Annotated in this window: 16 protein-coding genes; 9 read left to right on the top strand and 7 right to left on the bottom strand. The window is 48.8% G+C overall.

Annotated elements, in window-relative coordinates; all coding sequences use genetic code 11:
- Positions 1-41: 41 nt before the first annotated feature.
- Complete coding sequence (gene ppsR / locus DBY97_RS03805) at positions 42-863, bottom strand: posphoenolpyruvate synthetase regulatory kinase/phosphorylase PpsR (RefSeq protein ID WP_004520520.1); 822 nt, start codon at positions 861-863, stop codon at positions 42-44.
- Positions 864-1,280: 417 nt separating this feature from the next.
- On the opposite strand from ppsR, the gene ppsA reads away from it, so the two are divergent.
- The 5 genes from ppsA to DBY97_RS03780 all read left to right on the top strand — a co-directional run bounded on the left by ppsA (position 1,281) and on the right by DBY97_RS03780 (position 6,764).
- Positions 1,281-3,665, top strand: a complete 2,385-nt coding sequence (gene ppsA, locus DBY97_RS03800) for a phosphoenolpyruvate synthase (protein ID WP_107857497.1) — start codon at positions 1,281-1,283, stop codon at positions 3,663-3,665.
- Positions 3,666-3,935: 270 nt separating this feature from the next.
- Positions 3,936-4,640, top strand: a complete 705-nt coding sequence (locus DBY97_RS03795) for a peptidoglycan DD-metalloendopeptidase family protein (RefSeq protein ID WP_107857496.1) — start codon at positions 3,936-3,938, stop codon at positions 4,638-4,640.
- A gap of 170 nt (positions 4,641-4,810) precedes the next feature.
- Positions 4,811-5,293, top strand: a complete 483-nt coding sequence (locus tag DBY97_RS03790) for a hypothetical protein (protein ID WP_107857495.1) — start codon at positions 4,811-4,813, stop codon at positions 5,291-5,293.
- Positions 5,294-5,498: 205 nt separating this feature from the next.
- Positions 5,499-6,458, top strand: a complete 960-nt coding sequence (locus tag DBY97_RS03785) for a DnaJ C-terminal domain-containing protein (protein WP_107857494.1) — start codon at positions 5,499-5,501, stop codon at positions 6,456-6,458.
- A 15-nt stretch (positions 6,459-6,473) separates the two neighbouring features.
- The gene (locus DBY97_RS03780; protein ID WP_003747441.1) at positions 6,474-6,764 is read left to right on the top strand and encodes a chaperone modulator CbpM; all 291 of its coding nucleotides are present in this window, start codon (positions 6,474-6,476) and stop codon (positions 6,762-6,764) included.
- 117 nt (positions 6,765-6,881) lie between these two features.
- Here the strand turns inward: DBY97_RS03780 and DBY97_RS03775 are convergent, their stop codons facing one another.
- A complete protein-coding gene (locus tag DBY97_RS03775; protein WP_049343946.1) occupies positions 6,882-7,076 on the bottom strand; it encodes a YbdD/YjiX family protein in 195 nt (64 codons plus the stop codon).
- Positions 7,066-9,147 (bottom strand): carbon starvation CstA family protein, encoded by a 2,082-nt coding sequence (locus DBY97_RS03770; protein ID WP_107857493.1) that lies wholly within the window; start codon positions 9,145-9,147, stop codon positions 7,066-7,068. The genes DBY97_RS03775 and DBY97_RS03770 overlap by 11 nt, the downstream gene beginning before the upstream one ends.
- Positions 9,148-9,477: 330 nt before the next feature.
- Between DBY97_RS03770 and DBY97_RS03765 the strand changes: the two genes are divergently transcribed.
- Positions 9,478-10,221: a pseudouridine synthase gene (locus DBY97_RS03765; protein ID WP_107857492.1), complete on the top strand. Its 744-nt coding sequence runs from the start codon at positions 9,478-9,480 to the stop codon at positions 10,219-10,221.
- A gap of 59 nt (positions 10,222-10,280) precedes the next feature.
- Here the strand turns inward: DBY97_RS03765 and alr are convergent, their stop codons facing one another.
- A complete protein-coding gene (gene alr, locus DBY97_RS03760) occupies positions 10,281-11,339 on the bottom strand; it encodes an alanine racemase (RefSeq protein ID WP_107857491.1) in 1,059 nt (352 codons plus the stop codon).
- Positions 11,340-11,555: 216 nt separating this feature from the next.
- Between alr and DBY97_RS03755 the strand changes: the two genes are divergently transcribed.
- Together DBY97_RS03755 and DBY97_RS03750 are read left to right on the top strand one after the other, a co-directional pair.
- The gene (locus tag DBY97_RS03755; protein ID WP_079453694.1) at positions 11,556-12,017 is read left to right on the top strand and encodes a winged helix-turn-helix transcriptional regulator; all 462 of its coding nucleotides are present in this window, start codon (positions 11,556-11,558) and stop codon (positions 12,015-12,017) included.
- 573 nt (positions 12,018-12,590) lie between these two features.
- Complete coding sequence (locus tag DBY97_RS03750; protein WP_107857490.1) at positions 12,591-13,928, top strand: GTPase/DUF3482 domain-containing protein; 1,338 nt, start codon at positions 12,591-12,593, stop codon at positions 13,926-13,928.
- Between the two features lie 70 nt (positions 13,929-13,998).
- On the opposite strand, the gene DBY97_RS03745 is transcribed toward DBY97_RS03750, so the two are convergent.
- The 3 genes from DBY97_RS03745 to DBY97_RS03735 are packed head-to-tail and all read right to left on the bottom strand — an operon-like array spanning position 13,999 to position 19,952.
- Positions 13,999-15,405 (bottom strand): efflux transporter outer membrane subunit, encoded by a 1,407-nt coding sequence (locus DBY97_RS03745; protein WP_107857489.1) that lies wholly within the window; start codon positions 15,403-15,405, stop codon positions 13,999-14,001.
- Between the two features lie 54 nt (positions 15,406-15,459).
- Positions 15,460-18,672, bottom strand: coding sequence for an efflux RND transporter permease subunit (locus DBY97_RS03740; protein ID WP_107857488.1), 3,213 nt, complete (start codon positions 18,670-18,672; stop codon positions 15,460-15,462).
- 11 nt (positions 18,673-18,683) lie between these two features.
- Positions 18,684-19,952 (bottom strand): efflux RND transporter periplasmic adaptor subunit, encoded by a 1,269-nt coding sequence (locus tag DBY97_RS03735; protein WP_107857487.1) that lies wholly within the window; start codon positions 19,950-19,952, stop codon positions 18,684-18,686.
- 226 nt (positions 19,953-20,178) lie between these two features.
- On the opposite strand from DBY97_RS03735, the gene DBY97_RS03730 reads away from it, so the two are divergent.
- On the top strand, positions 20,179-20,814 hold the full coding sequence (locus DBY97_RS03730) for a TetR family transcriptional regulator (protein ID WP_107857486.1): 636 nt from the start codon (positions 20,179-20,181) through the stop codon (positions 20,812-20,814).
- Positions 20,815-20,825 lie beyond the last annotated feature (11 nt).

Raw genomic sequence — 20,825 nt, 5'->3', positions numbered from 1 at the left:
AAAGGCCGTCTGAAATTTCAGACGGCCTTTTATCATTTCATTTAGAAACGGCGTTTCAACTTACAAGCCTGCAAGATATGAACGGCAAGTTCTTCCACAGATTTATCCGTTGTATTGGTAAACGGCACACCGTGGCGTTTGAACATATTTTGCGCATCGGCAATCTCGCTGCGGCAAGTATCGATTTTGGCATAAGTCGAATTAGGACGGCGTTCCTGACGGATAGCCTGCAGACGCTCAGGCTGAATGGTCAAGCCGAACAGCTTGTCTTTATAAGGTTTGACCATACGCGGCAAATCGGTCGATTCCAAATCATCGGGAATCAATGGATAGTTTGCGGCGCGGATACCGTATTGCAGGGCCAGATAGAGACAGGTCGGCGTTTTGCCCGAACGGGACACGCCCATCAAAATCACATCCGCTTCCTGCAGGTTTTTATCGCTGACACCGTCATCATGATTCAGTGAAAAATTGACCGCCTCCATACGCGCATCATAGCGTTGGGTATTGCCGATACTGTGGTGCCCCTGCTGGGCGGCAACCGCCTCCGTATTGAGTTCCTTTTCCAAAAGACCGAGAAAGGTTTCAAAGAAATTAATATGGAACGCATTGGCTTTCTTGATGATTTCACGGATTTCGTCATTGACCACACTGACAAAAGCAATCGGGCGCACGCCGAATTTTTCAGCTGACTGGTTGACTTTGTCTACAACAGCACGTGCTTTTTCAGGCGTATCGATAAACGGATAGGTATGGCGTTTGAACTCAACATTGCCAAATTGGTTCAGCAAGGCTTCACCGATATTTTCAGCGGTCAGGCCGGTTCGGTCGGAAATATAGAAGACTTGGCGTGGATCAGTCATAATGAATCCTCTTGAGGGTAACGTTTCAGACGGCAATCATAGCAGTTACAGCCTTTGCAATAAAGCGATTCCCGACAGATTACACAGGATTACAACAAATTTGAACAATTTTTAAATTGGCACAAAATTTTATTTTTTTCTATTTTGTAGAATTTTATTCTAAAATTGCAAAATAAATCTTGTTTATCAAATTTATTAACTTATTTTGTTTTCCATATTTAACAAGAAGATAACACGTAAAAACATGAATCTGATATTCACATTTCAGAAGGCTACACGCCTGAAAAGCACAATATCACAGACGAATTTGTGATTTTTAAAAAGATAAAACACATGACAGCCATCAAACGAATGGCTACAATAAGCAGGCGGATTTGTTTCTTTTTTAACATTTTTTGGATTGGATTGGACACACAAATGGCCGAAAACTACGTTATTTGGTTTGAAAACCTGCGTATGACTGACGTTGAGCGAGTGGGCGGTAAAAATGCCTCTTTGGGCGAAATGATCAGCCAACTGACTGAAAAAGGCGTGCGCGTTCCCGGCGGTTTTGCAACCACAGCCGAAGCTTATCGTGCTTTCCTGGCTCACAATGGTCTGAGCGAGCGTATTTCCGAAGCCCTGAAACAACTGGATGTTGAAGACGTTGCCGAGTTGGCGCGCGTGGGTAAAGAAATCCGTCAATGGATTTTGGATACTCCGTTCCCTGACCAGCTGGATGCTGAAATCGAAACAGCTTGGAACAAAATGGTTGCTGATGCCGGCGGTGCGGACATTTCCGTTGCCGTACGTTCTTCCGCAACAGCAGAAGACTTGCCGGATGCTTCTTTTGCCGGTCAACAAGAAACCTTCTTGAACATCAACGGCTTGGAAAACGTTAAAGAAGCCATGCACCATGTATTCGCTTCCCTGTACAACGACCGTGCCATTTCTTACCGTGTCCACAAAGGCTTCGAACACGACATCGTTGCCCTTTCAGCCGGCGTACAACGCATGGTGCGCTCTGACAGCGGCGCCTCCGGCGTGATGTTCACCATCGATACCGAATCCGGTTACGACCAAGTCGTTTTCGTTACCTCTTCTTACGGCCTGGGCGAAAACGTCGTACAAGGCGCGGTCAACCCTGACGAATTCTATGTATTCAAACCTACTTTGAAAGCAGGCAAACCGGCTATCCTGCGCAAAACCATGGGTTCGAAACAAATCAAAATGATCTTTACCGACAAAGCCGAAGCCGGTAAATCTGTGACCAACGTCGATGTACCTGAAGAAGACCGTCAACGCTTCTCCATTACCGACGCCGAAGTTACAGAGTTGGCCCATTACGCGCTGACCATCGAAAAACACTACGGCCGCCCAATGGACATCGAATGGGGTCGCGACGGTTTGGACAGCAAACTCTACATCCTGCAAGCCCGTCCTGAGACCGTGAAATCCCAAGAAGACAGCAGCCGCAATCTGCGTCGCTTCTCTATCAACGGCGAAAAAGTCGTCTTGTGCGAAGGCCGTGCCATCGGTCAAAAAGTTGGCCAAGGTAAAGTTCGCTTGGTGAAAGATGCTTCAGAGATGGATTCCGTTGAAGCAGGCGATGTACTCGTTACCGACATGACCGACCCGGATTGGGAGCCGGTAATGAAACGTGCTTCTGCCATCGTGACCAACCGCGGCGGCCGTACCTGCCACGCAGCGATTATCGCGCGTGAATTGGGTATTCCGGCTGTTGTAGGTTGTGGTGACGCTACCGATCTGCTGTCCGAAGGCCAAGAAGTTACCGTATCTTGTGCCGAAGGCGATACCGGCTTCATCTACTCCGGTCTGCTGGACGTACAAATTACCGATGTTGCTTTGGACAATATGCCTAAAGCCCCTGTCAAAGTGATGATGAACGTTGGTAACCCTGAATTGGCATTCAGCTTCGCCAACCTGCCTAGCGAAGGCATCGGCTTGGCACGTATGGAATTCATCATCAACCGTCAAATCGGTATCCACCCTAAAGCTTTGTTGGAATTTGACAAACAAGACGACGAATTGAAAGCGGAAATTACCCGCCGCATCGCCGGCTACGCTTCTCCTGTCGACTTCTATGTCGATAAAATCGCAGAAGGCGTGGCAACTTTGGCTGCTTCGGTTTACCCACGCAAAACCATCGTCCGTATGTCTGACTTCAAATCCAACGAATACGCCAACTTGGTGGGCGGCAGCATCTACGAACCGCACGAAGAAAACCCAATGTTGGGCTTCCGGGGCGCGGCGCGTTATGTCGCTGAAAGCTTCAAAGACTGCTTCGCACTCGAGTGCAAAGCCTTGAAACGCGTCCGTGACGAAATGGGTTTGACCAACGTCGAAATCATGATTCCATTCGTCCGTACTTTGGGTGAAGCAGAAGCTGTGGTTAAAGCCCTGAAAGAAAACGGTTTGGAACGCGGCAAAAACGGTCTGCGCCTGATCATGATGTGCGAATTGCCAAGCAACGCTGTATTGGCAGAACAATTCCTGCAATACTTCGACGGCTTCTCCATCGGCTCTAACGACATGACCCAGCTGACCCTCGGCCTCGACCGTGACAGCGGCTTGGTATCTGACTCCTTCGACGAGCGCAACCCTGCCGTTAAAGTGATGTTGCACTTGGCAATCTCTGCTTGCCGCAAACAAAACAAATACGTCGGCATTTGCGGTCAAGGTCCATCAGATCATCCGGACTTTGCCAAATGGCTGGTTGAAGAAGGTATCGAGAGCGTATCGCTCAACCCTGATACCGTCATTGAAACCTGGCTGTATCTGGCTAACGAATTGAACAAATAAATTCGATAAGACAAAAATCCCCTGCCCGTCTATCTCGGCAGGGGATTTTTATTGCCTTATTCAATACCGTCTGAAAAAACTTTCACTTTCTTTTACCTTATCAAAAAAATTCTTTATCATCAAAATGATAAAAAAATATGCCACTATATCCACAAATTTTCAATGTTAATATACTGCCTTTCTGTATTTTACCCCATACCTTTTGAGTGAACCTTTTTCCACTCTTCCTATCTATCATACACAGCATAACGATACATTTTGAAATATCCCATGAATACAAACTTTATTTCCACCTTTCAGACGGCCTTGAAACGTCTGGCACTCATCAGCACCATTGTCGTCTTAGCAGCCTGCGCCGGCAACAATACCTCTTCCAACCGCTCCGTACCCGACGGCTACTACAAAGTCCGCCCCGGCGATACCCTGATCCAAATTGCCAAACGCTACGGACAAAACGTCAATACACTGGTTGCATGGAATAACCTTCCCAACGCCTCACAAATCGAAGTCGGCCAAGTATTGCGCGTCCGCCGTCATGTTGCCTCCCGCAGCACTGCACCACAGCAACGCCAAACCACTGCCGTTACCCCGATCAACCGATTGAACCTGCAATGGCCGACCGATAACGCCTCATCCTCCATTATCCAACGCTATAACGGCACAACCAGCAAAGGCATAGATATTGCAGGCACACAAGGCCAACAAATCCGCTCCGCCGCAGCCGGTACCGTCATCTACGTTGGCGAAGAAGTCCGCGGCTACGGCAAGCTGATTTTAATCAGCCACAACGACTACACCATTACCGCCTATGCCCACAACGACACGCTTTTGGTACAAAAAGATCAAAAAGTCCAAGCAGGTCAAGTTATCGCCACCATGGGCAGCAGCGATACAGACAGCGTCAAGCTTCATTTTGAAGTTCGTCTAAACGGCAAAGCAGTCGATCCCCTGCCTTATTTGACCAGAACAAATTAATGCCCCAATCAAAAGGCCGTCTGAATAGCAGTATTTCAGACGGCCTTTTGATTATCTTGCTATAACAGCTATTTCAACAAAATCTTTTCCTATTTAACTTATGTTGATTGAGTGTAAATGCCGTTATACAATAACAACTCTTTTTAACATTCCATTTCAGGTACCCTACTATGTCTCCTAACCGTATCCTTGCAACCGCATTCTTGTTTGCATCTGCATTTGCCAGCGCAGATGTCCATATTGATGAAAGCATTCCTTACCGCGATAAAGAAGAAATCGATACCCGTATTGTTTCCGAGTGTTTAGAAGTGGGCGGCATCATGTCCAAATCTTTGCAAGAAACTGCAGCCAAAAGCGATGTAACGGTTGTCCGTGACGGTAAAAAACAAGGCACATACGCAGATATCGCCATCACTTCCGCCATGAGTGCAGGCAATGCCTTTATCGGCCACGCCAAAGGGATGGCGGTTTCTGCCACTTTGTATGTTGACGGTAAACAAGTCAGTAAAAAAACCTTTACCCGCAACTCTTCCGGCGGCATGTTTGGTGCTTATAAGAGCTCTTGCGCCGTCTTGAACCGCACTTCTAAAGTATTGGGTTCAGATATTGCCCAATGGGTGGTCCGCGAACAAAAAAATGCTCACGACAAATAAACCCCCAATTTGATAAAGGCCGTCTGAAAAACCGTATTTCAGATGGCCTTTATATTTTCTATTTCTCTAAAAACAAAGAAATAAATTACCCATTAATCATTGTCAGAAATAGAGAATTTTATTTCCAATGCCCTTGATTTTAGAATATCTACCCTCAATTATTAAAACTATAAGAATTTTGTATATGAGCAGTCAAAGGAATAACATGGCAGAAAAAAACTATTATGAAATACTAGGCGTTGCCAAAGATGCGGATGAGGCCGAAATCAAAAAAGCCTACCGAAAACTGGTACGCAAATACCACCCCGATGTCAGCAAAGAACCTGACGCAGCCGAACGTACGGTAGAAATCAACCGTGCCTACGAAACGCTTTCCGACAAAGAAAAGCGGGCCGAATACGATGAAATGTTGGCTAATCCTTACGGACGCAGCACCGGAGGCAATCCGTTCGGTCAAGGCGGCAATCCGTTTGGCAATGGATTTAACGGTGGCGGCTTCCACTATGAACGTCATGAAGGCGAACCATTCGGAGCGGGAGACTTCAATTTTGAAGATCTGTTTTCATCATTCCGCCAATCCCACACTCGTTCCGAGCAACCCCGCGGCCCAATAAAAGGCGAGGATCAACATGCTGAATTGAGTATTGATATTTACGCAGCGTATGTTGGCGCAGAACGTAGCATGACTTTGAATGTGCCGACTCTAGACGAATACGGACGTGCGGTTTATCAAAATAAAACCCTCAACGTCAAAATCCCCAAAGGCATTGCAGAAGGCCAACAAATCCGTTTGGCCGGCCAAGGTTTGCCGGGATATAACGGTGGAGAAAACGGTGACTTGTACTTAAAAATCAAGTTCCACGACCAACCTGATTTATACGTAAAAAACAGGAAAGACGTATATCAAACAATAGATGTCAAACCTTGGGAAGCCGTATTGGGCGGCAAAATCATCGTCCCTACCGCTTCAGGCCGCTTACAGGTCAATCTGCCTGCCAACAGCCAAAGCGGTAAAAGCATCCGCCTCAAAGGCAAAGGTATTCCTGCAAAAGAAGCCGGAGACCTTTATCTCAATATCCGCATTAATGTTCCGCCAGTAGAGAGCGAAGCCGACCGTGCCGCATGGGAAAAATTGGCCGAACACTTTGCCGCGAAACAAGCATAAGAGAAAGGATAAATTATGATTCAGTCCTCCGATGTTACCCTTACTTTTGAAGAAATCGTTGCCGCCAGCCGCTGCCGTCGTGATTGGCTGTTGGAACTTATAGCAGAAGACATCATCAGCATAGATGGTGCGCCCGAAAAAAGCACCTTCAGTGGTTTTCATCTTGCCCGCATCCGTCGCGCACAACGCTTAAGCCGTGATTTTGAGGCCGGCATTCCCGCATTGGGGCTGATTATGCGGCTGTTGGACGAGGTGGAAGAGCTCAGAAAAATACAGCGTCCGCTGGTACTGCTCGAAGAAGAGTAAATATTGGCAAGTTGTTCGATTAAATATTGATGACAAGACAAAATCTTTGATGTTTATTGATATTCCATAATGAAAGGCCGTCTGAAAGTATTTTCAGACGGCCTTTTTATGCCTTCATTAACAACAGCGTCCGCCGTTGCTGCCGCAACGGCGTTTGCGGCAGTAGTCTTGGAATTGCAGCTCGGTCATGACCGGTGCATTGGGATTATGTTTGCGCTGACGGGCAACGTAGTTTTCATAATCTGGAACACCGGCCATCAAGTTTGCTGTCAGCTTGATGGTTTTCCACCAAGAGGCAAGCTTATGCTTCACTTTGAGCCTCCGGCTGTTTACCGTCGCGGTACACTGCTGGAATTTCTTTAGCAGTTGGCCAGCCGACTTTGCGGGCTTTCATGGCGGTACGCAAACCGTACACGGCGACAATCACGACAACTGCCAAGAACAAAGCGGTCAGACCGGCATTGATTTGGTCGTTGAAGATGATTTGTGACATTTCGCCAATGTCTTTAGCAGGAGCGAGGACTTCGCCTGAAGCCAAGGCATCGCGGTATTTGCCTGCGTGAGCCAAGAAGCTGACGCGCGGATCGCTGTGGAACAGTTTTTGCAAACCGGCATAGCAGGTTACGAACAATACGCCGACAGCGGGAACCAAGGTTACCCAAACATAGCGGTCGCGTTTCATTTTTACCAATACAACGGTACACATAATCAACGCTACGCCTGCAAGCATTTGGTTGGCGATACCAAACAACGGCCAGAGCGAGTTAATACCGCCCAGAGGGTCGGTTACGCCGGTATAGAGGAAGTAACCCCACAATGCCACGGCAAAGAATGTGGCAACCAAGTTGGCAGGGATAGAGTCGGTGTTACCGAATGGTTTGTAGAAGATACTGCCCAAGTCTTGAATCATGAAACGGGCAACGCGTGTACCGGCGTCAACTGCGGTCAGGATGAACAAGGCTTCAAACAGCAAGGCAAAGTGATACCAGAATGCCATCATGGCTTCACCCGGAATCAGACGGCTCATGATGTGTGCCATACCGACTGCAAGGGTTGGCGCACCGCCTGCACGGGACAGAATGGTGTTTTCGCCCACTTCTTTAGCAGTATGCAACAGAGTTGCGGCATCAACAGAGAAGTTCAGTTTGGTGGTAATGACTTCGGCTGCAGTGTTGGCATCTGTACCAATCAGCGCGGCCGGGCTGTTCATCGCGAAGTACACGCCTGGATCAAGCGAAGCGGCGGCAGCCAGCGCCATAATGGCCACAAAGCTTTCCATAATCATGCCACCGTAACCGATCATGCGGACGTGGGTTTCGTTTTCCACCATTTTTGGCGTGGTACCTGAAGAAATCAACGCATGGAAGCCTGAAACCGCACCACAAGCAATGGTAATGAACAAGAATGGGAACAATGCGCCGGAGAATACTGGACCTGAACCATCGATAAAGTGGGTAACTGCAGGCATTTGCAGGGTTGGGTTAACAATAACGATACCCAAAGCCAAAGCTGCAATCGTACCGATTTTCAGGAAGGTAGACAGATAGTCGCGCGGAGTCAGCAAGAGCCAAACCGGCAATACGGAAGCCACGAAACCGTAAATCATAATCGCCCAAGTCAGCTGAATGCCGTCAAGGTCAAACCAGTGACCAAAGGAGCTGTGGGCAACATCTTCACCGTAAATCACGGCCAACATCAGCAAAATGAAGCCGACGATGGAAATCTCGCCAATTTTGCCCGGACGGATATAACGAGTGTAGATACCCATAAACAGGGCAATCGGCATAGTCGCTGCGATGGTGAACGTACCCCAAGGGCTGTGAACCAATGCTTTCACAACAATCAACGCCAACACCGCCATAATGATGACCATAATCATCAAAATACCGATGGATGCAATCACGCCCGGGACGGTACCGAGTTCTTGTTTCACGATATCGCCCAAAGACTTACCGTCACGGCGCATAGAAACAAACAGTACCATCATATCCTGTACGGCACCGGCAAATACCACGCCGAAGATAATCCACAAAGTACCGGGCAGATAACCCATTTGCGCTGCCAATACAGGGCCAACCAGAGGGCCTGCGCCGGCAATAGCGGCAAAGTGGTGGCCGAACAGTACGCCTTTATGTGTGGGAACATAGTCCAAGCCGTCATTGTGGCGTTCTGCCGGAGTCAGACGGTTAGGATCAAGCTGCATCACACGGTTGGCAATGTAAAGGCTGTAGAAACGGTAGGCAATGCAGTATACCGAAATGGCGGCCGTAACCATCCAAATCGCACTGACTTGCTCGCCACGGCTGAGAGCTAAAGTAGTAAAGGAGGCCAAGCCTACCAAAACCACAATGCCCCAGATCAAAAATGATTTGAGCGATTTCATTGATTTATCCTTAAAACGTGATGCACCAAGGCTTGCTTTAGCGACAAACTGCCTTAATGCGCTTCAGAAAGACCAGTCATTATAGTCTTCATGATTTCATGAGTGAAATGTCATTTCAACCCCAATTCGACTGAAAACAAAATGATTAGTTCGTCCGTAAGGTTAACACAAACAGACAATATACCCTTCATTTTTTACTTCAAAACTAAATATTCCTTAACATATAGCAAACGAAAGGCCGTCTGAAAACCCAAAAATTCAGTTTTCAGACGGCCTGACAAACGGTCAATGCTATAATCCGACATTCCCATTTCTCTATATTGCCATACCATGCAAAACAACGATTCCGAAACCATGCGCCTCTCCAAACGCATGGCGCAATTGGGCTTATGCTCGCGCCGCGAGGCAGACAGCTACATCGAGCAAGGCTGGGTCAAAGTCAACGGCCAAACCGCCGTACTCGGTCAAAAAGTTACCGAGCGCGACCGCATCGACCTCAATAAAAAAGCTCATGAAAAACAAGCAGCGCGTGTAACCATCCTGCTGAACAAACCCGTCGGCTACGTCAGTGCGCAGGCAGAAAAAGGCTATAAATCCGCCACTGAACTCATTACCGCCGACAACCACTGGGAAGGCGACGACAGCCGTATCCCTTTCAGCGAAAAGCACAAATTCGGCTTAGCCCCTGCCGGCCGCCTGGATATTGATTCTGTCGGATTGTTGGTACTCACTCAGGACGGCCGCATTGCCAAACAGCTGATTGGCGAAAACAGCAGTAGCGAAAAAGAATACCTTGTCCGCGTCCGTGGCAAACTGGACGACAAAGGCCTCGCCCTGCTCAACCACGGCTTGAGTTTGGACGGAGAAAAATTGCGCCCCGCCAAAGTCGAATGGCAAAACGAAGACCAGTTGCGCTTTATTTTGCGACAAGGCAAAAAACGCCAAATCCGCCGCATGTGCGAACTGGTCGGCCTGCGCGTCGTCGGTTTGAAACGCATCCGCATGGGTAAAGTCAAACTCGGCAGACTGCCGCCGGGAAAATGGCGTTATTTACGCGCTGACGAATCGTTTTAATTGCAGCTAATAAAAAGGCCGTCTGAAAACACATTTCAGACGGCCTGATCTTTTACTGCTTACTCGATATAAGTGAACTTCGCACGTTTGATATTGCAGAGAATTTCGTACGGAATCATACCGGCAACTTCAGAAACTTCATTGATATTAATCACATCGCCCCAAAGCTCGACTTCCGCGCCCAAGCCCTCTTTCGAGGCTTCCAGCTCAACCGTAATCATATCCATAGACACCCTGCCGATAATACGGCTGCGTTTGCCATCCACCGCCACAGGGGAATTAGTGGAAGCGCGACGCGGATAACCGTCGGCATAGCCGCAGGCAATCAAACCGACACGGGTAGATTTGCTGGTGTAGAACGTTGCGCCGTAACCAATCGGAGAATGCGGCTGCAACACACGCTCGCCAAAAACACGGGAAGTCAAGCGCATAACTGGTTTCAAACGCTCATCTACGCCGCCGAAAGGCGAAATACCATATAAGGCCAGACCGGCACGTCCCCAAGCGCGGCGCGCTTCAGGCACGTTCAAAATCGCGGCGGAATTGGCCAAGCTCTCTTCGCCTTCTAAACCCTCACACGCCAAATCAAACGCTTCAAGCTGCATTTCGGTCATGCCGTTTTCCGGCTCGTCCGCGCAGGCAAAATGACTGAATTTCACAATGTTTTCAACTGATTCGGATTGTTTCAATGCAGTATGGGCCGCAGCGTAGTTATGCGGAAAGAAACCGGCACGGTGCATACCCGAGTCCATTTTCAGCCATACAGTTGTCGGATGTTGCCACTCATGATGCACAAACGCCTCCAGTTGCCATTGGCTGCCGATTGCCGGCCACAAATCATAACGGTCAACATCCGCATACTCCGCAGCCTCAAATACGCCTTCCAACAAAACAATCGGATTTTTAATGCCGTTTTGACGCAGTTCCATGCCTTCATCTACCGTTGCTACCGCAAAGCCGTCGGCAATATCCGCCAACGCGTGTGCACATCTGACCGCGCCATGCCCGTAAGCATCGGCCTTAATCACAGCTAACAATTTATTGCCGTGCAACTCTTTGAGAAAACGATAATTTTGACGTAAATTATCCAAACGGATTTGCGCATTGAGCGGACGCATAATGTATTCCTCTTATCGGCATTCCGTTTCAGACGGCCTGCCCCATTACTTTGAAGTAAATATTATAGGTCAAAAACTACACAGGATTCCATGAAATCCACAAGAATAATCTATTCATAATTTAGACTTCATGCGCACCTTTAGGCATTTATGCTTCTTCTCAGACTGTTTTAAGGTTATGATTCAATCCAAATGAAAACAACAGACATCAAGGCCATGAAAGAACTCGACAAAACCGACTTAAAAATTCTCAAGCTCCTACAACAAAACGCACGTATCCCCATGACCGAATTGGCTGAAAAAGTCGGCCTCTCCACCACGCCGGTAACCGAACGCGTCCGCCGCTTGGAACGCGACAACCTTATCACCGGCTATCACGCCCATCTGAATCCTCATGCTTTAGGTCAAAGCCTCTTGGTCTTTGTCGAGCTAAAACTGCGTTCCAAATCCGGCAATATTTTTGAAGACTTCAAACGCGAAGTGCTGAAGATTCCGCAAATTCTGGAATGCCACTTAGTCTCCGGCGAATACGACTACCTTATCAAAGTCCGCCTGCCCAATATGTCCGCCTATCGCGATATGCTCGGCAATATCTTGCTGCAACTGCCGGCTGCTTCCGAAAGCCGCAGCTATGTTGTCATGGAAGAAGTCAAAGAAGAAGTAGTATTAGACATCTAATTCTATTCGATAAACAAAGGCCGTCTGAAAGATTACAACATTCAGACGGCCTTTATTTTAAATAGGCAAAAAAATGCACACATCCGACAGAATGTGTGCCAAGTCTACAAAGGAGAAATAGAGGAGAAACTATTAACTGACTACTCGAACCAGCTAACGAAACGAATTATGCGACAAGAGCTTCAACCGCGCAAGTATTTTTCTTGTAAAGTTTCTTAATTATTCGATTTACAGATCTTAAATGTAATCATGTTTCAATGCAGATAAAAAAATGCGCATACCGTTTTGATATGCGCCAAGTCTACAAAGGAGAAATAGAGGAGAAAAATCAAGCTGCATCAAGCAACTCAACGGCGCGAATTATCCTAGCTTTCTACCCGTCTGTCAACTGTTTTCCTATCTATTTTCAAGTATTTTGCTAAAAAACAACAAATCCGCTATTCCCCTCTTTTTCTTGCTATTTTCGCCCATATATAAAAAGAATTTAGGGCCGTCTGAAACATATATTGCCACTAAAGATAAACGGCTCCATACTCACACATTCATAGTCCATATCAACCCGACCCAAAGACCATGACCACCCCACTTTCCCTTACCGTCGTCGGTCATACCAACACAGGCAAAACCTCACTCTTACGTACGCTTTTGCGCGACAGTACCTTCGGCGAAGTGAAAAACGCGCCATCTACCACGCGCCATGTCGAAGAAGCCCTTATCAACGACGGCGACGACAGCTTGGTTTACCTCTACGACACCCCGGGCCTCGAAGATGCCGGCGGCGTGTTGGACTGGCTGGAAACCCACACATCCGCACGCGATGACGGCATCGAGCGCATCCAGCAATTCCTCAACAACCATGAAGCGCATCACGAATTCAACCAAGAGGCCAAAGTGCTGCGCCAAGTCATGCAAAGCGACATGGCCATGTATGTTATCGATGCGCGGGAGCCCGTCCTTAACAAATACAAAGACGAGCTGACCATTTTGTCTTGGTGCGCCAAGCCCATCATGCCCGTGTTCAACTTCACCCAAAATCAAGACCTGACCGCTTGGACCAATATGCTCGCCCGCAGAAACCTGCATGTTTACGCCGGTTTCGATACCGTTGCCTTCGACTTTGAAGGCGAAATCCGATTGTGGGACAACCTTGCCACCATGTTACCTAAGCGCGACATCCTAGACCGCCTCATCAATATGCGCCGTCGCGAGTGGCAACGGCTGGATACGGAAGCGCGCCGTGAAATTGCTGATTTTCTACTGGATGCCGCCGCATTCACCCAAGAAATTGCCGAAAACGACGACCCTGCCCCGACTTTGGAAGTCATGCAATCGGAAATCCGCCAACTTGAGCGGCAAATGCAACAACGCCTGTTCACACTTTACCGCTTCTATCACGACGAAGTCGGCAGCGACAGCACATGGATGCCCAAAGCCTTCAAACAAGATCCGTTTGACAGCGAGTTGCTCAAACATTACGGCATCCGTACCGGTACCGGCGCAACCGCAGGCGCTCTCATCGGCCTGGGTTTGGACATTGCCACGCTTGGCGGCTCGCTTGGTTTGGGCACAGCCATCGGCGGACTGTTGGGCGGCATTTTGCCCAATGCCCAAGACATCACCGACAAAATCAACGGCCGACAAACCCTGCATACCGATCCGGAAACCCTTACCCTGCTCGCCGCACGCGCACTGGATTTGTTGCACGTCTTGCAAACGCGCGGCCACGCTGCCCAATCGCATATCGAGTTAAACGAACGCAAAGCGCCATGGAATGCAGCCAAATTGCCAAGCGAACTCAACAAAGCGCGCAGCAACCGCAAATGGTCTTCGCTCAACACACACCAGCCCGAAGCCAGCCGCAACGAACGCGCAGCCTATGCCGCCACTTTAAGCGAGAAATTGAAAGCTTAGAATTGTCGCATAACAAAAAGGCCGTCTGAAACCTAAATGTTTCAGACGGCCTTTTAATCTTAGCAAATACTTATTCAGCAGCTTTGGTTTCGCGTTTCAAACCGCCGCCAAGTGCTTTATACAAGTCGGCAAGGTTTTCCAAACGGGTCAGCTGATTAGCCAAAAGAGCAGTTTCTGCGCCGTAACTGCTGCGCTCGGCATCCAGCAAATCCAATGCACTGGATACGCCATGTTTGTAGCGCAGGCTGATGAGGCGCAGGCTGTCGTTGTAAGCACGGCTTTGTTTGCTCAAAGCGGCATAGCTTTTATCCAGCTGCTCGCGTGCAACCAAAGCATTGGAAACGTCTTTGAATGCGGATTGAACAGCGGCTTCATAAGCAACGATTTGTGCCTGTTGGCGCAGTTTGGCTACGTCAAGATTGGCTTTGTTTGTGCCCCAGTCAAAGATAGGCAGAGTAATGGATGGTGCAAAAGCCCAAATACCCGTGCCGCTCTTAAACAGGCCGCTCAACTCTCCGGAAGCTGTACCGACCGAACCGGTCAGGCTGATGCGTGGGAAAAACGCCGCACGTGCCGCACCGATATTGGCATTGGCTTGTTTGAGCGCGTGTTCGGCCGCACGGATATCCGGACGGTTGAGCAACACGTCCGAACTCAAACCGGCAGGCAGTTTGGTCATTTTGAACTGTTTGCTCAAAGACAAACCGGCAGGCAGGTCTTCGGGCAAAGGTTGATTAATCAACATAGCCAAGGAATTGCGCGCTTGCTCGCGATTTTTCACCGCGGATGCGTAATCGGCTTTGGCCGATTCAATCAGGGCTTCCTGTTGGCGCAAATCAACGGCGGAAATCACACCGGCCTTATGGCGTAATTGCGAGAGCTTGTAAGTCGCTTCACGGGTTTGCAATACGCGTTGTGCCAATGCCATGGTTTCTTCGGCGTAGCGTTCGTTAAAGTAGGCTTTGGCAACGGTAGAAATCAGGGTTAGATGCGCTGCATCACGGTTGGCGGCCACATTGAAATAACCTTGCAACGCGGCTTCGCTAGTACTGCGGATACGGCCGAAAAGGTCGAGTTCATAAGAGGCTGCGCCCAAACCCACGCTGTATTGGCTGCTGACGCTGCCGCCGCTCAAACTGCCTTGACGCGAACCTGTACCGCTGGCATTGACGGTTGGCAACAAATTATTACGCGCAATCATATATTGCTTGCGGTAGATTTCCGCATTCAGTGCGGCTGTACGCAAATCGGTATTACGTTCCAATGCGATGTCGATTAGACGGTGAAGACGCGGATCGGCAAAGTAATCTTGCCAACCCAATTCGGCGACACGGATACCGTCGTCAACAGTGTCGTATTTAAACGTATCGGCCACGGCAACTTGGGGCTGCTCATATTTTGGCATCATGGTACAGGCCGACAAAGCCACAGCGGCGGCAACGGCAGTCAGTACAGATTTGAATGTAATCTTCTTCATTTTAGAATCCTTTAGCATTTGAGGCCGTCTGAAAAGTTTCAGACGGCCTTTGCTTTAGTGCTTGTCTGAATCGTGTTTACCGTCTTCAATCATGCCGGCTTCAGCGGCGTGTTTGGCGGCCATCTCATGCTCGTGTGCAGTTTCTTTAAAGAATTTACGCACAACCACATAGAACAAAGGCACAAGGAACACGGACAGAATCGTACCGATCAACATACCCCAGAACACGGTCGTACCAATCGCACGTTGGCTGGCGGAGCTGGCACCGCTGGCAACATAGAGTGGTACCACGCCCAAGATGAAGGCGAACGAAGTCATGATAATCGGACGGAAACGCAGGTGTGCGGCGGCAAGCGCAGCTTCAAGCGCGCTCTTACCTTGCGCTTGCAGGTCCTTGGCGAACTCGATAATCAAAATCGCGTTTTTCGCACTCAAACCCATCACCGTAACGAAACCGACTTGGAAGTAGATATCGTTAGCGTATGCCGGAATGCTGCCCAGCAGCGCTTCAAACATGTTACGGCCGGTCACGCCCAATGCCGCGCCAATCAAACCCAACGGAATCACAAGGATAACCGCCAACGGGATAGACCAGCTTTCGTACAAAGCAGCCAATACCAAGAATACAGCGGCAGCGGCCAATGCGTACAACACGACAGTTTGTGAGCCGCCTTTAGCCTCTTCACGAGACTGACCGCCCCATTCCAGACTGTAACCGCCGCCCATTTCATCAACCATTTGCTGCACCGCAGCCATGGCCTGACCGGAAGATACGCCATTAACAGGCGAGCCGGAAAGCTCCATTGCCGGATAACCATTGAAGCGGACGCTTTGTTCCATACCGTTTTCCCAAGAAACAGTAGCAATGGTAGAAAGCGGTACGGCCACGCCGGATTTGTTCGGTACAGTCAGGTTCAGAATATCGGCAGGCTGCATACGGGCACTCGCATCAGCTTGTACCATCACGCGTTGCAGACGGCCTTGATTCGGGAAGTCGTTTACATAAGACGAACCCAAAGCAGAAGCCAAAGCAGTACGGATATCAGAGAACGAAATACCTTGTGCGGCTGCTGCGGAACGATTGATATCGATTTTCAACTGCGGCGCATCTTCCAAACCGCTCGCACGAACGGTACTTGGGTCAAACAAACCGCTTTTGCGCATTTTGTCAATCAGCTCATTGCGTTTGGCCAACAATGCGGCATGACCGGTATTGTTGCGGTCTTGCAGGTTGATGGTCAAACCGGAATCATTGCCCAACTCCATAATCGGAGGTGGAACGATGGCGATGCCAAAACCGTCTTTCAGCGTCCCCATCATCATGCCGGTCAGTTTGCCTGCAACGGAAGTCGCATCGCTGCCCGGCGCTTTACGCTCGCTCCAGTCTTTAAGCACGGCAAAACCCATAGCCATATTTTGACCGCTACCCGAAAAGCTGAAACCGGAAACAGTAAGAATATTTTCAATTTCAGGAATTTTTTTTGCCAATTGGGTAACTTGAGCCAGCGTCGCATCAGTACGCTCTTTGGTCGCACCCGTTGGAAGTTGCACGCTGACCATGACGAAGCCTTGGTCTTCGGTCGGCAAGAAGGAAGTCGGCAGGCGCATAAACAAGAATACGCCCACAACAGTCAAACCAATATAGACAACCATCATGCGCAAAGTCTTGCGCAAGACTTTGGCAACCCAGCCTTCGTAGCCGTACGTCCAGTTGTCGAATTTCTTGTTAAACCAACCGAAGAAACCTTTTTTCTCTTCGTGATGCCCCTTCTGAATCGGTTTGAGCATGGTGGCACACAATGCCGGAGTCAGCGTCAAAGCAAGGAATGCGGAGAAGCCGATCGATGCCGCCATGGTCAAGGCAAACTGTTTGTAAATGTTACCGGTTGCACCGCTAAACATTGCCAGCGGCACAAATACGGACATCAACACGGCAGTAATACCGATCACCGCACCGGAAATCTGACCCATCGCTTTTTTGGTTGCAGCCTTAGGCGACAGACCTTCGCTCGCCATAATACGCTCAACGTTTTCAACGACCACAATCGCGTCATCGACCACAATACCGATCACCAATACCATCGCAAACATGGTCAATACGTTAATCGACATACCCATGTATGAGATAAAGGCAAAACCGCCCAACAGGGAAATCGGCACAACAATGGTCGGAATCAACGTATAGCGGATGTTTTGCAGGAAGAGATACATCACCAAGAATACCAATACGATGGCTTCCAAAAGTGTATGGATCACTTTCTCAATCGAAATTTCCACAAATTTGGAAGTATCGTAAGGTGTTTTCCAGCTCATTCCTTCCGGAAAATATTTTTGCAGTGTCGCCAATTTTTCCTTCACTGCAGTGGCGGTTGCCAAAGCGTTACCGCTGTTGGACAGCATCACTGCCATACCAGTAGTGTTCACACCGTTCAAGCGGGTGGAAGAGGAATAGTCTTCCATACCCAAGCCGACTTTTGCCACATCTTTCAGATAGACATTAGAGCCGTCGGTATTGGATACCAAAATGATGTTGCCGAACTCTTCAGCCGTTCTTAATTGTCCTTCCGCAGTAACGGTCGCCGAAATGGTCTGACCTTCAACAGCAGGGAGAGAACCGATGGAGCCTGCTGAGATTTGAATGTTTTGTGTCGCAAGCGCATTGGTTACCGTAGCAAAAGACAAGTTGTAGTTTTGCAGTTTTTTCGGGTCAACCCAAACACGCATGGCACGTTGCGCACCAAACAACTGCACCTTACCTACACCGTCGACACGCTGCAATTCAGGCACGACGTTGCGCTGCGCGTAGTCGTTCATTTCCTCGGTGGATTGTATGTCTGACGAGAGCATCACAATCATCAGGAAGTTTTCACGCGCCTTGGATACAGTAACGCCGTATTGCTGCACGGTGGCAGGCAGGTTGCTCAATACTTCGGAAAGTTTATTCTGCACCTCTACCTGCGCCAAATCTTCATTGGTTTCAGGCGTAAACGTCAAATTCACGCTGCCGCTGCCGCTGGAATCGGCGGAGGTGGTCATATAGTCCAAACCTTCCACACCGTTCATATTTCGTTCGATAACGGCCAGCACGCTGTCTTCCATTACCTGAGCAGAAGCGCCCGGATAAGTAGCGCGCAAAGTAATGGTCGGTGCAGCAACGGACGGATATTGGGAAATCGGCAGTTTTTGAATGCCGAAAATACCCGCTGCGATGATAAAAATCGCAATAACCCATGCAAAGATGGGGCGGTCAATAAAAAACTTAGACATTCACGCGTTCCTTATTTGGCTTCAGATGCAGCTTTAGCTTCAGGCTTGGCCTCGGATGCAGCTTGGCCGTCCGAAACTGCCGGTGTTGCTGCCGCAGCGTTTGCGGGCGGCGTCCATTCTTTCGGCGTTACTTTTTTAGCACCCGAAATACCAGCAATGCTGATGCCTTCAACAATCACTTTGTCGCCGTCTTTCAGGCCGTCTGTAATAACCCAATTGGTACCTTGCTGTTGGGCTACGGTCACGACACGCGCTTCCATTTCGCTCTTGTCATTCACCACCATCACCGTATCTTGCGAACCGCGGGTAACTGCTTGTTGCGGCACCACAAATGCATTATCCACTGCCACTTGTTCCATCAACACGCGCACATACAAGCCCGGCATCAAGATATTTCTGTCATTAGGAATGGCAGCGCGCAAGGTAATTTGACCGGTCGTTTCGTTAACAGTCGGATCTGCAAACAGCAGACGGCCTTTTTCAGGGTAAACCGTACCGTCATCAAATTTGATATCCACTGCAATCGCGCCGTTTGCCGCCAACAATTTGCCTTCGGCAACCTGTTGACGCAGTTTCATGACCTCACTCGCAGACTGGGTAACGTTGACATACATCGGATTGGTTTGTTGGATGGTGGCTAAAACGGTGGTATCGCCGGAATTCAGCAGCGTACCTTCAGAAACTTTAGATTGACCGATAAAGCCGGAAATCGGCGCAGTAATGCGGGAACGGTTCAGACTGATACCGGCAGATTTGATGGCTGCTTGAGCGGATTTGACGCCTGCCTCTGCTGAACGCTTGGCCGTTACGGCCGCATCATATTCTTGTTGGCTGATGGCATCGGCAGCAACCAGCGGTTTGTAGCGGGCCAGGTCGGCATTCGCTTTGGCCAAAGTAGCTTGCGCACTCGCCAACTGGGCGTGTGCGCTTTCTAAGTTTGCTTCATAAGTCGAGCTGTCGATTTGGTACAAAGGCTGACCGGCTTTAACATAGCTGCCCTCTTGAAACAGACGTTTTTGCAGAATACCGCCGACTTGGGCGCGAACTTCGGCAGTACGCAATGATTCCAGACGGCCTGGCAATTCAGTTGTCAATGCAACGGTTTCTGGATGCACAGTAACCACACGGACTTCAGGTGCAGGTTGTTTTTGCTGTTGCTGACTGCCTTGCGCCTGCTGGCCGGCTGCTTTTTCATCGCCTTTGCCGCAAGCGGAAAGCGCCAACGCAGTAGCTGCTGCAATTGCCGCGACACGCATCATTTTAGAAGCATAAAGAGCCATAATTTTCCTATCTCTATGATAAATAAGGGTTTGACTAATTAAAAATTGATTACTTTAATCTCATATTTCGCAAACAGAAATTGCCTGCTTTTGTGAAAAACAGGCTGATTATATAGTGTTGAGAAACACTATCAAGTATTGAATTGAATTATACATACATTCTTGCATGTTCAGAAGTAATTTTTTATAATCCGAACCATAAATTTACATTTCCTACAAAACAACTATGAGAAGAACCAAAACCGAAGCCTTAAAAACCAAAGAATATCTCATGCTTGCCGCATTGGATACGTTTTATCAGAAAGGCATTGCCCGCACCTCGCTCAACGAAATCGCCCAAGCCGCAGGCGTAACGCGCGGCGCGCTGTATTGGCATTTCAAAAACAAAGAAGATTTGTTTGACGCCTTGTTCCAACGGATTTGCGACGACATCGAAAGCTGCATGAAAGAAGACTCGAACAACAATAACGAACAGGCCTGGCCAAGCTTCCGACTGACCCTGACCCGCTTTTTCGAGCGCCTGCAACACAACGATCTTCATTATAAATTCCACAGCATTTTGTTCTTAAAATGCGAACACACCGAGCAAAACGAGGCAGTCATTGCCATCGCTAAAAAACACCAATCCTTATGGCGTGAAAAATTCGTTGCGGTACTGACCGATGCGGTACAACAAAAAGCCCTGGCGGATAACTTAGACATCGACATGGCGGTCATCTTCATCAAGTCTTCATTAGACGGCTTGATTTGGCGCTGGCTTTCCTCAGGTCAAGGCTTCGATTTGGCGCAAACTGCTCCACGCATGATTGAAATCATCATTAATACACTGGAAAACCATCCGCAATTAAGAAAACAATCATAAACATCAAAAAT

Origin of the sequence: Neisseria subflava (genome assembly GCF_003044645.1) — a bacterium.
Lineage (GTDB): Bacteria > Pseudomonadota > Gammaproteobacteria > Burkholderiales > Neisseriaceae > Neisseria > Neisseria subflava_B.
The sequence above is the reverse complement of the archived record's forward strand: the minus strand, read 5'-3'. Positions and strand labels throughout refer to the sequence as shown.

What these genes read in the sequence shown, in the direction of transcription:
- ppsR (WP_004520520.1), bottom strand. Translation starts at nt 863, where the DNA reads ATGACTGATCCACGCCAAGTCTTCTATATTTCCGACCGAACCGGCCTG.
- ppsA (WP_107857497.1), top strand. Translation starts at nt 1,281, where the DNA reads ATGGCCGAAAACTACGTTATTTGGTTTGAAAACCTGCGTATGACTGAC.
- DBY97_RS03795 (WP_107857496.1), top strand. Translation starts at nt 3,936, where the DNA reads ATGAATACAAACTTTATTTCCACCTTTCAGACGGCCTTGAAACGTCTG.
- DBY97_RS03790 (WP_107857495.1), top strand. Translation starts at nt 4,811, where the DNA reads ATGTCTCCTAACCGTATCCTTGCAACCGCATTCTTGTTTGCATCTGCA.
- DBY97_RS03785 (WP_107857494.1), top strand. Translation starts at nt 5,499, where the DNA reads ATGGCAGAAAAAAACTATTATGAAATACTAGGCGTTGCCAAAGATGCG.
- DBY97_RS03780 (WP_003747441.1), top strand. Translation starts at nt 6,474, where the DNA reads ATGATTCAGTCCTCCGATGTTACCCTTACTTTTGAAGAAATCGTTGCC.
- DBY97_RS03770 (WP_107857493.1), bottom strand. Translation starts at nt 9,147, where the DNA reads ATGAAATCGCTCAAATCATTTTTGATCTGGGGCATTGTGGTTTTGGTA.
- DBY97_RS03765 (WP_107857492.1), top strand. Translation starts at nt 9,478, where the DNA reads ATGCAAAACAACGATTCCGAAACCATGCGCCTCTCCAAACGCATGGCG.
- alr (WP_107857491.1), bottom strand. Translation starts at nt 11,339, where the DNA reads ATGCGTCCGCTCAATGCGCAAATCCGTTTGGATAATTTACGTCAAAAT.
- DBY97_RS03755 (WP_079453694.1), top strand. Translation starts at nt 11,556, where the DNA reads ATGAAAGAACTCGACAAAACCGACTTAAAAATTCTCAAGCTCCTACAA.
- DBY97_RS03750 (WP_107857490.1), top strand. Translation starts at nt 12,591, where the DNA reads ATGACCACCCCACTTTCCCTTACCGTCGTCGGTCATACCAACACAGGC.
- DBY97_RS03745 (WP_107857489.1), bottom strand. Translation starts at nt 15,405, where the DNA reads ATGAAGAAGATTACATTCAAATCTGTACTGACTGCCGTTGCCGCCGCT.
- DBY97_RS03740 (WP_107857488.1), bottom strand. Translation starts at nt 18,672, where the DNA reads ATGTCTAAGTTTTTTATTGACCGCCCCATCTTTGCATGGGTTATTGCG.
- DBY97_RS03735 (WP_107857487.1), bottom strand. Translation starts at nt 19,952, where the DNA reads ATGGCTCTTTATGCTTCTAAAATGATGCGTGTCGCGGCAATTGCAGCA.
- DBY97_RS03730 (WP_107857486.1), top strand. Translation starts at nt 20,179, where the DNA reads ATGAGAAGAACCAAAACCGAAGCCTTAAAAACCAAAGAATATCTCATG.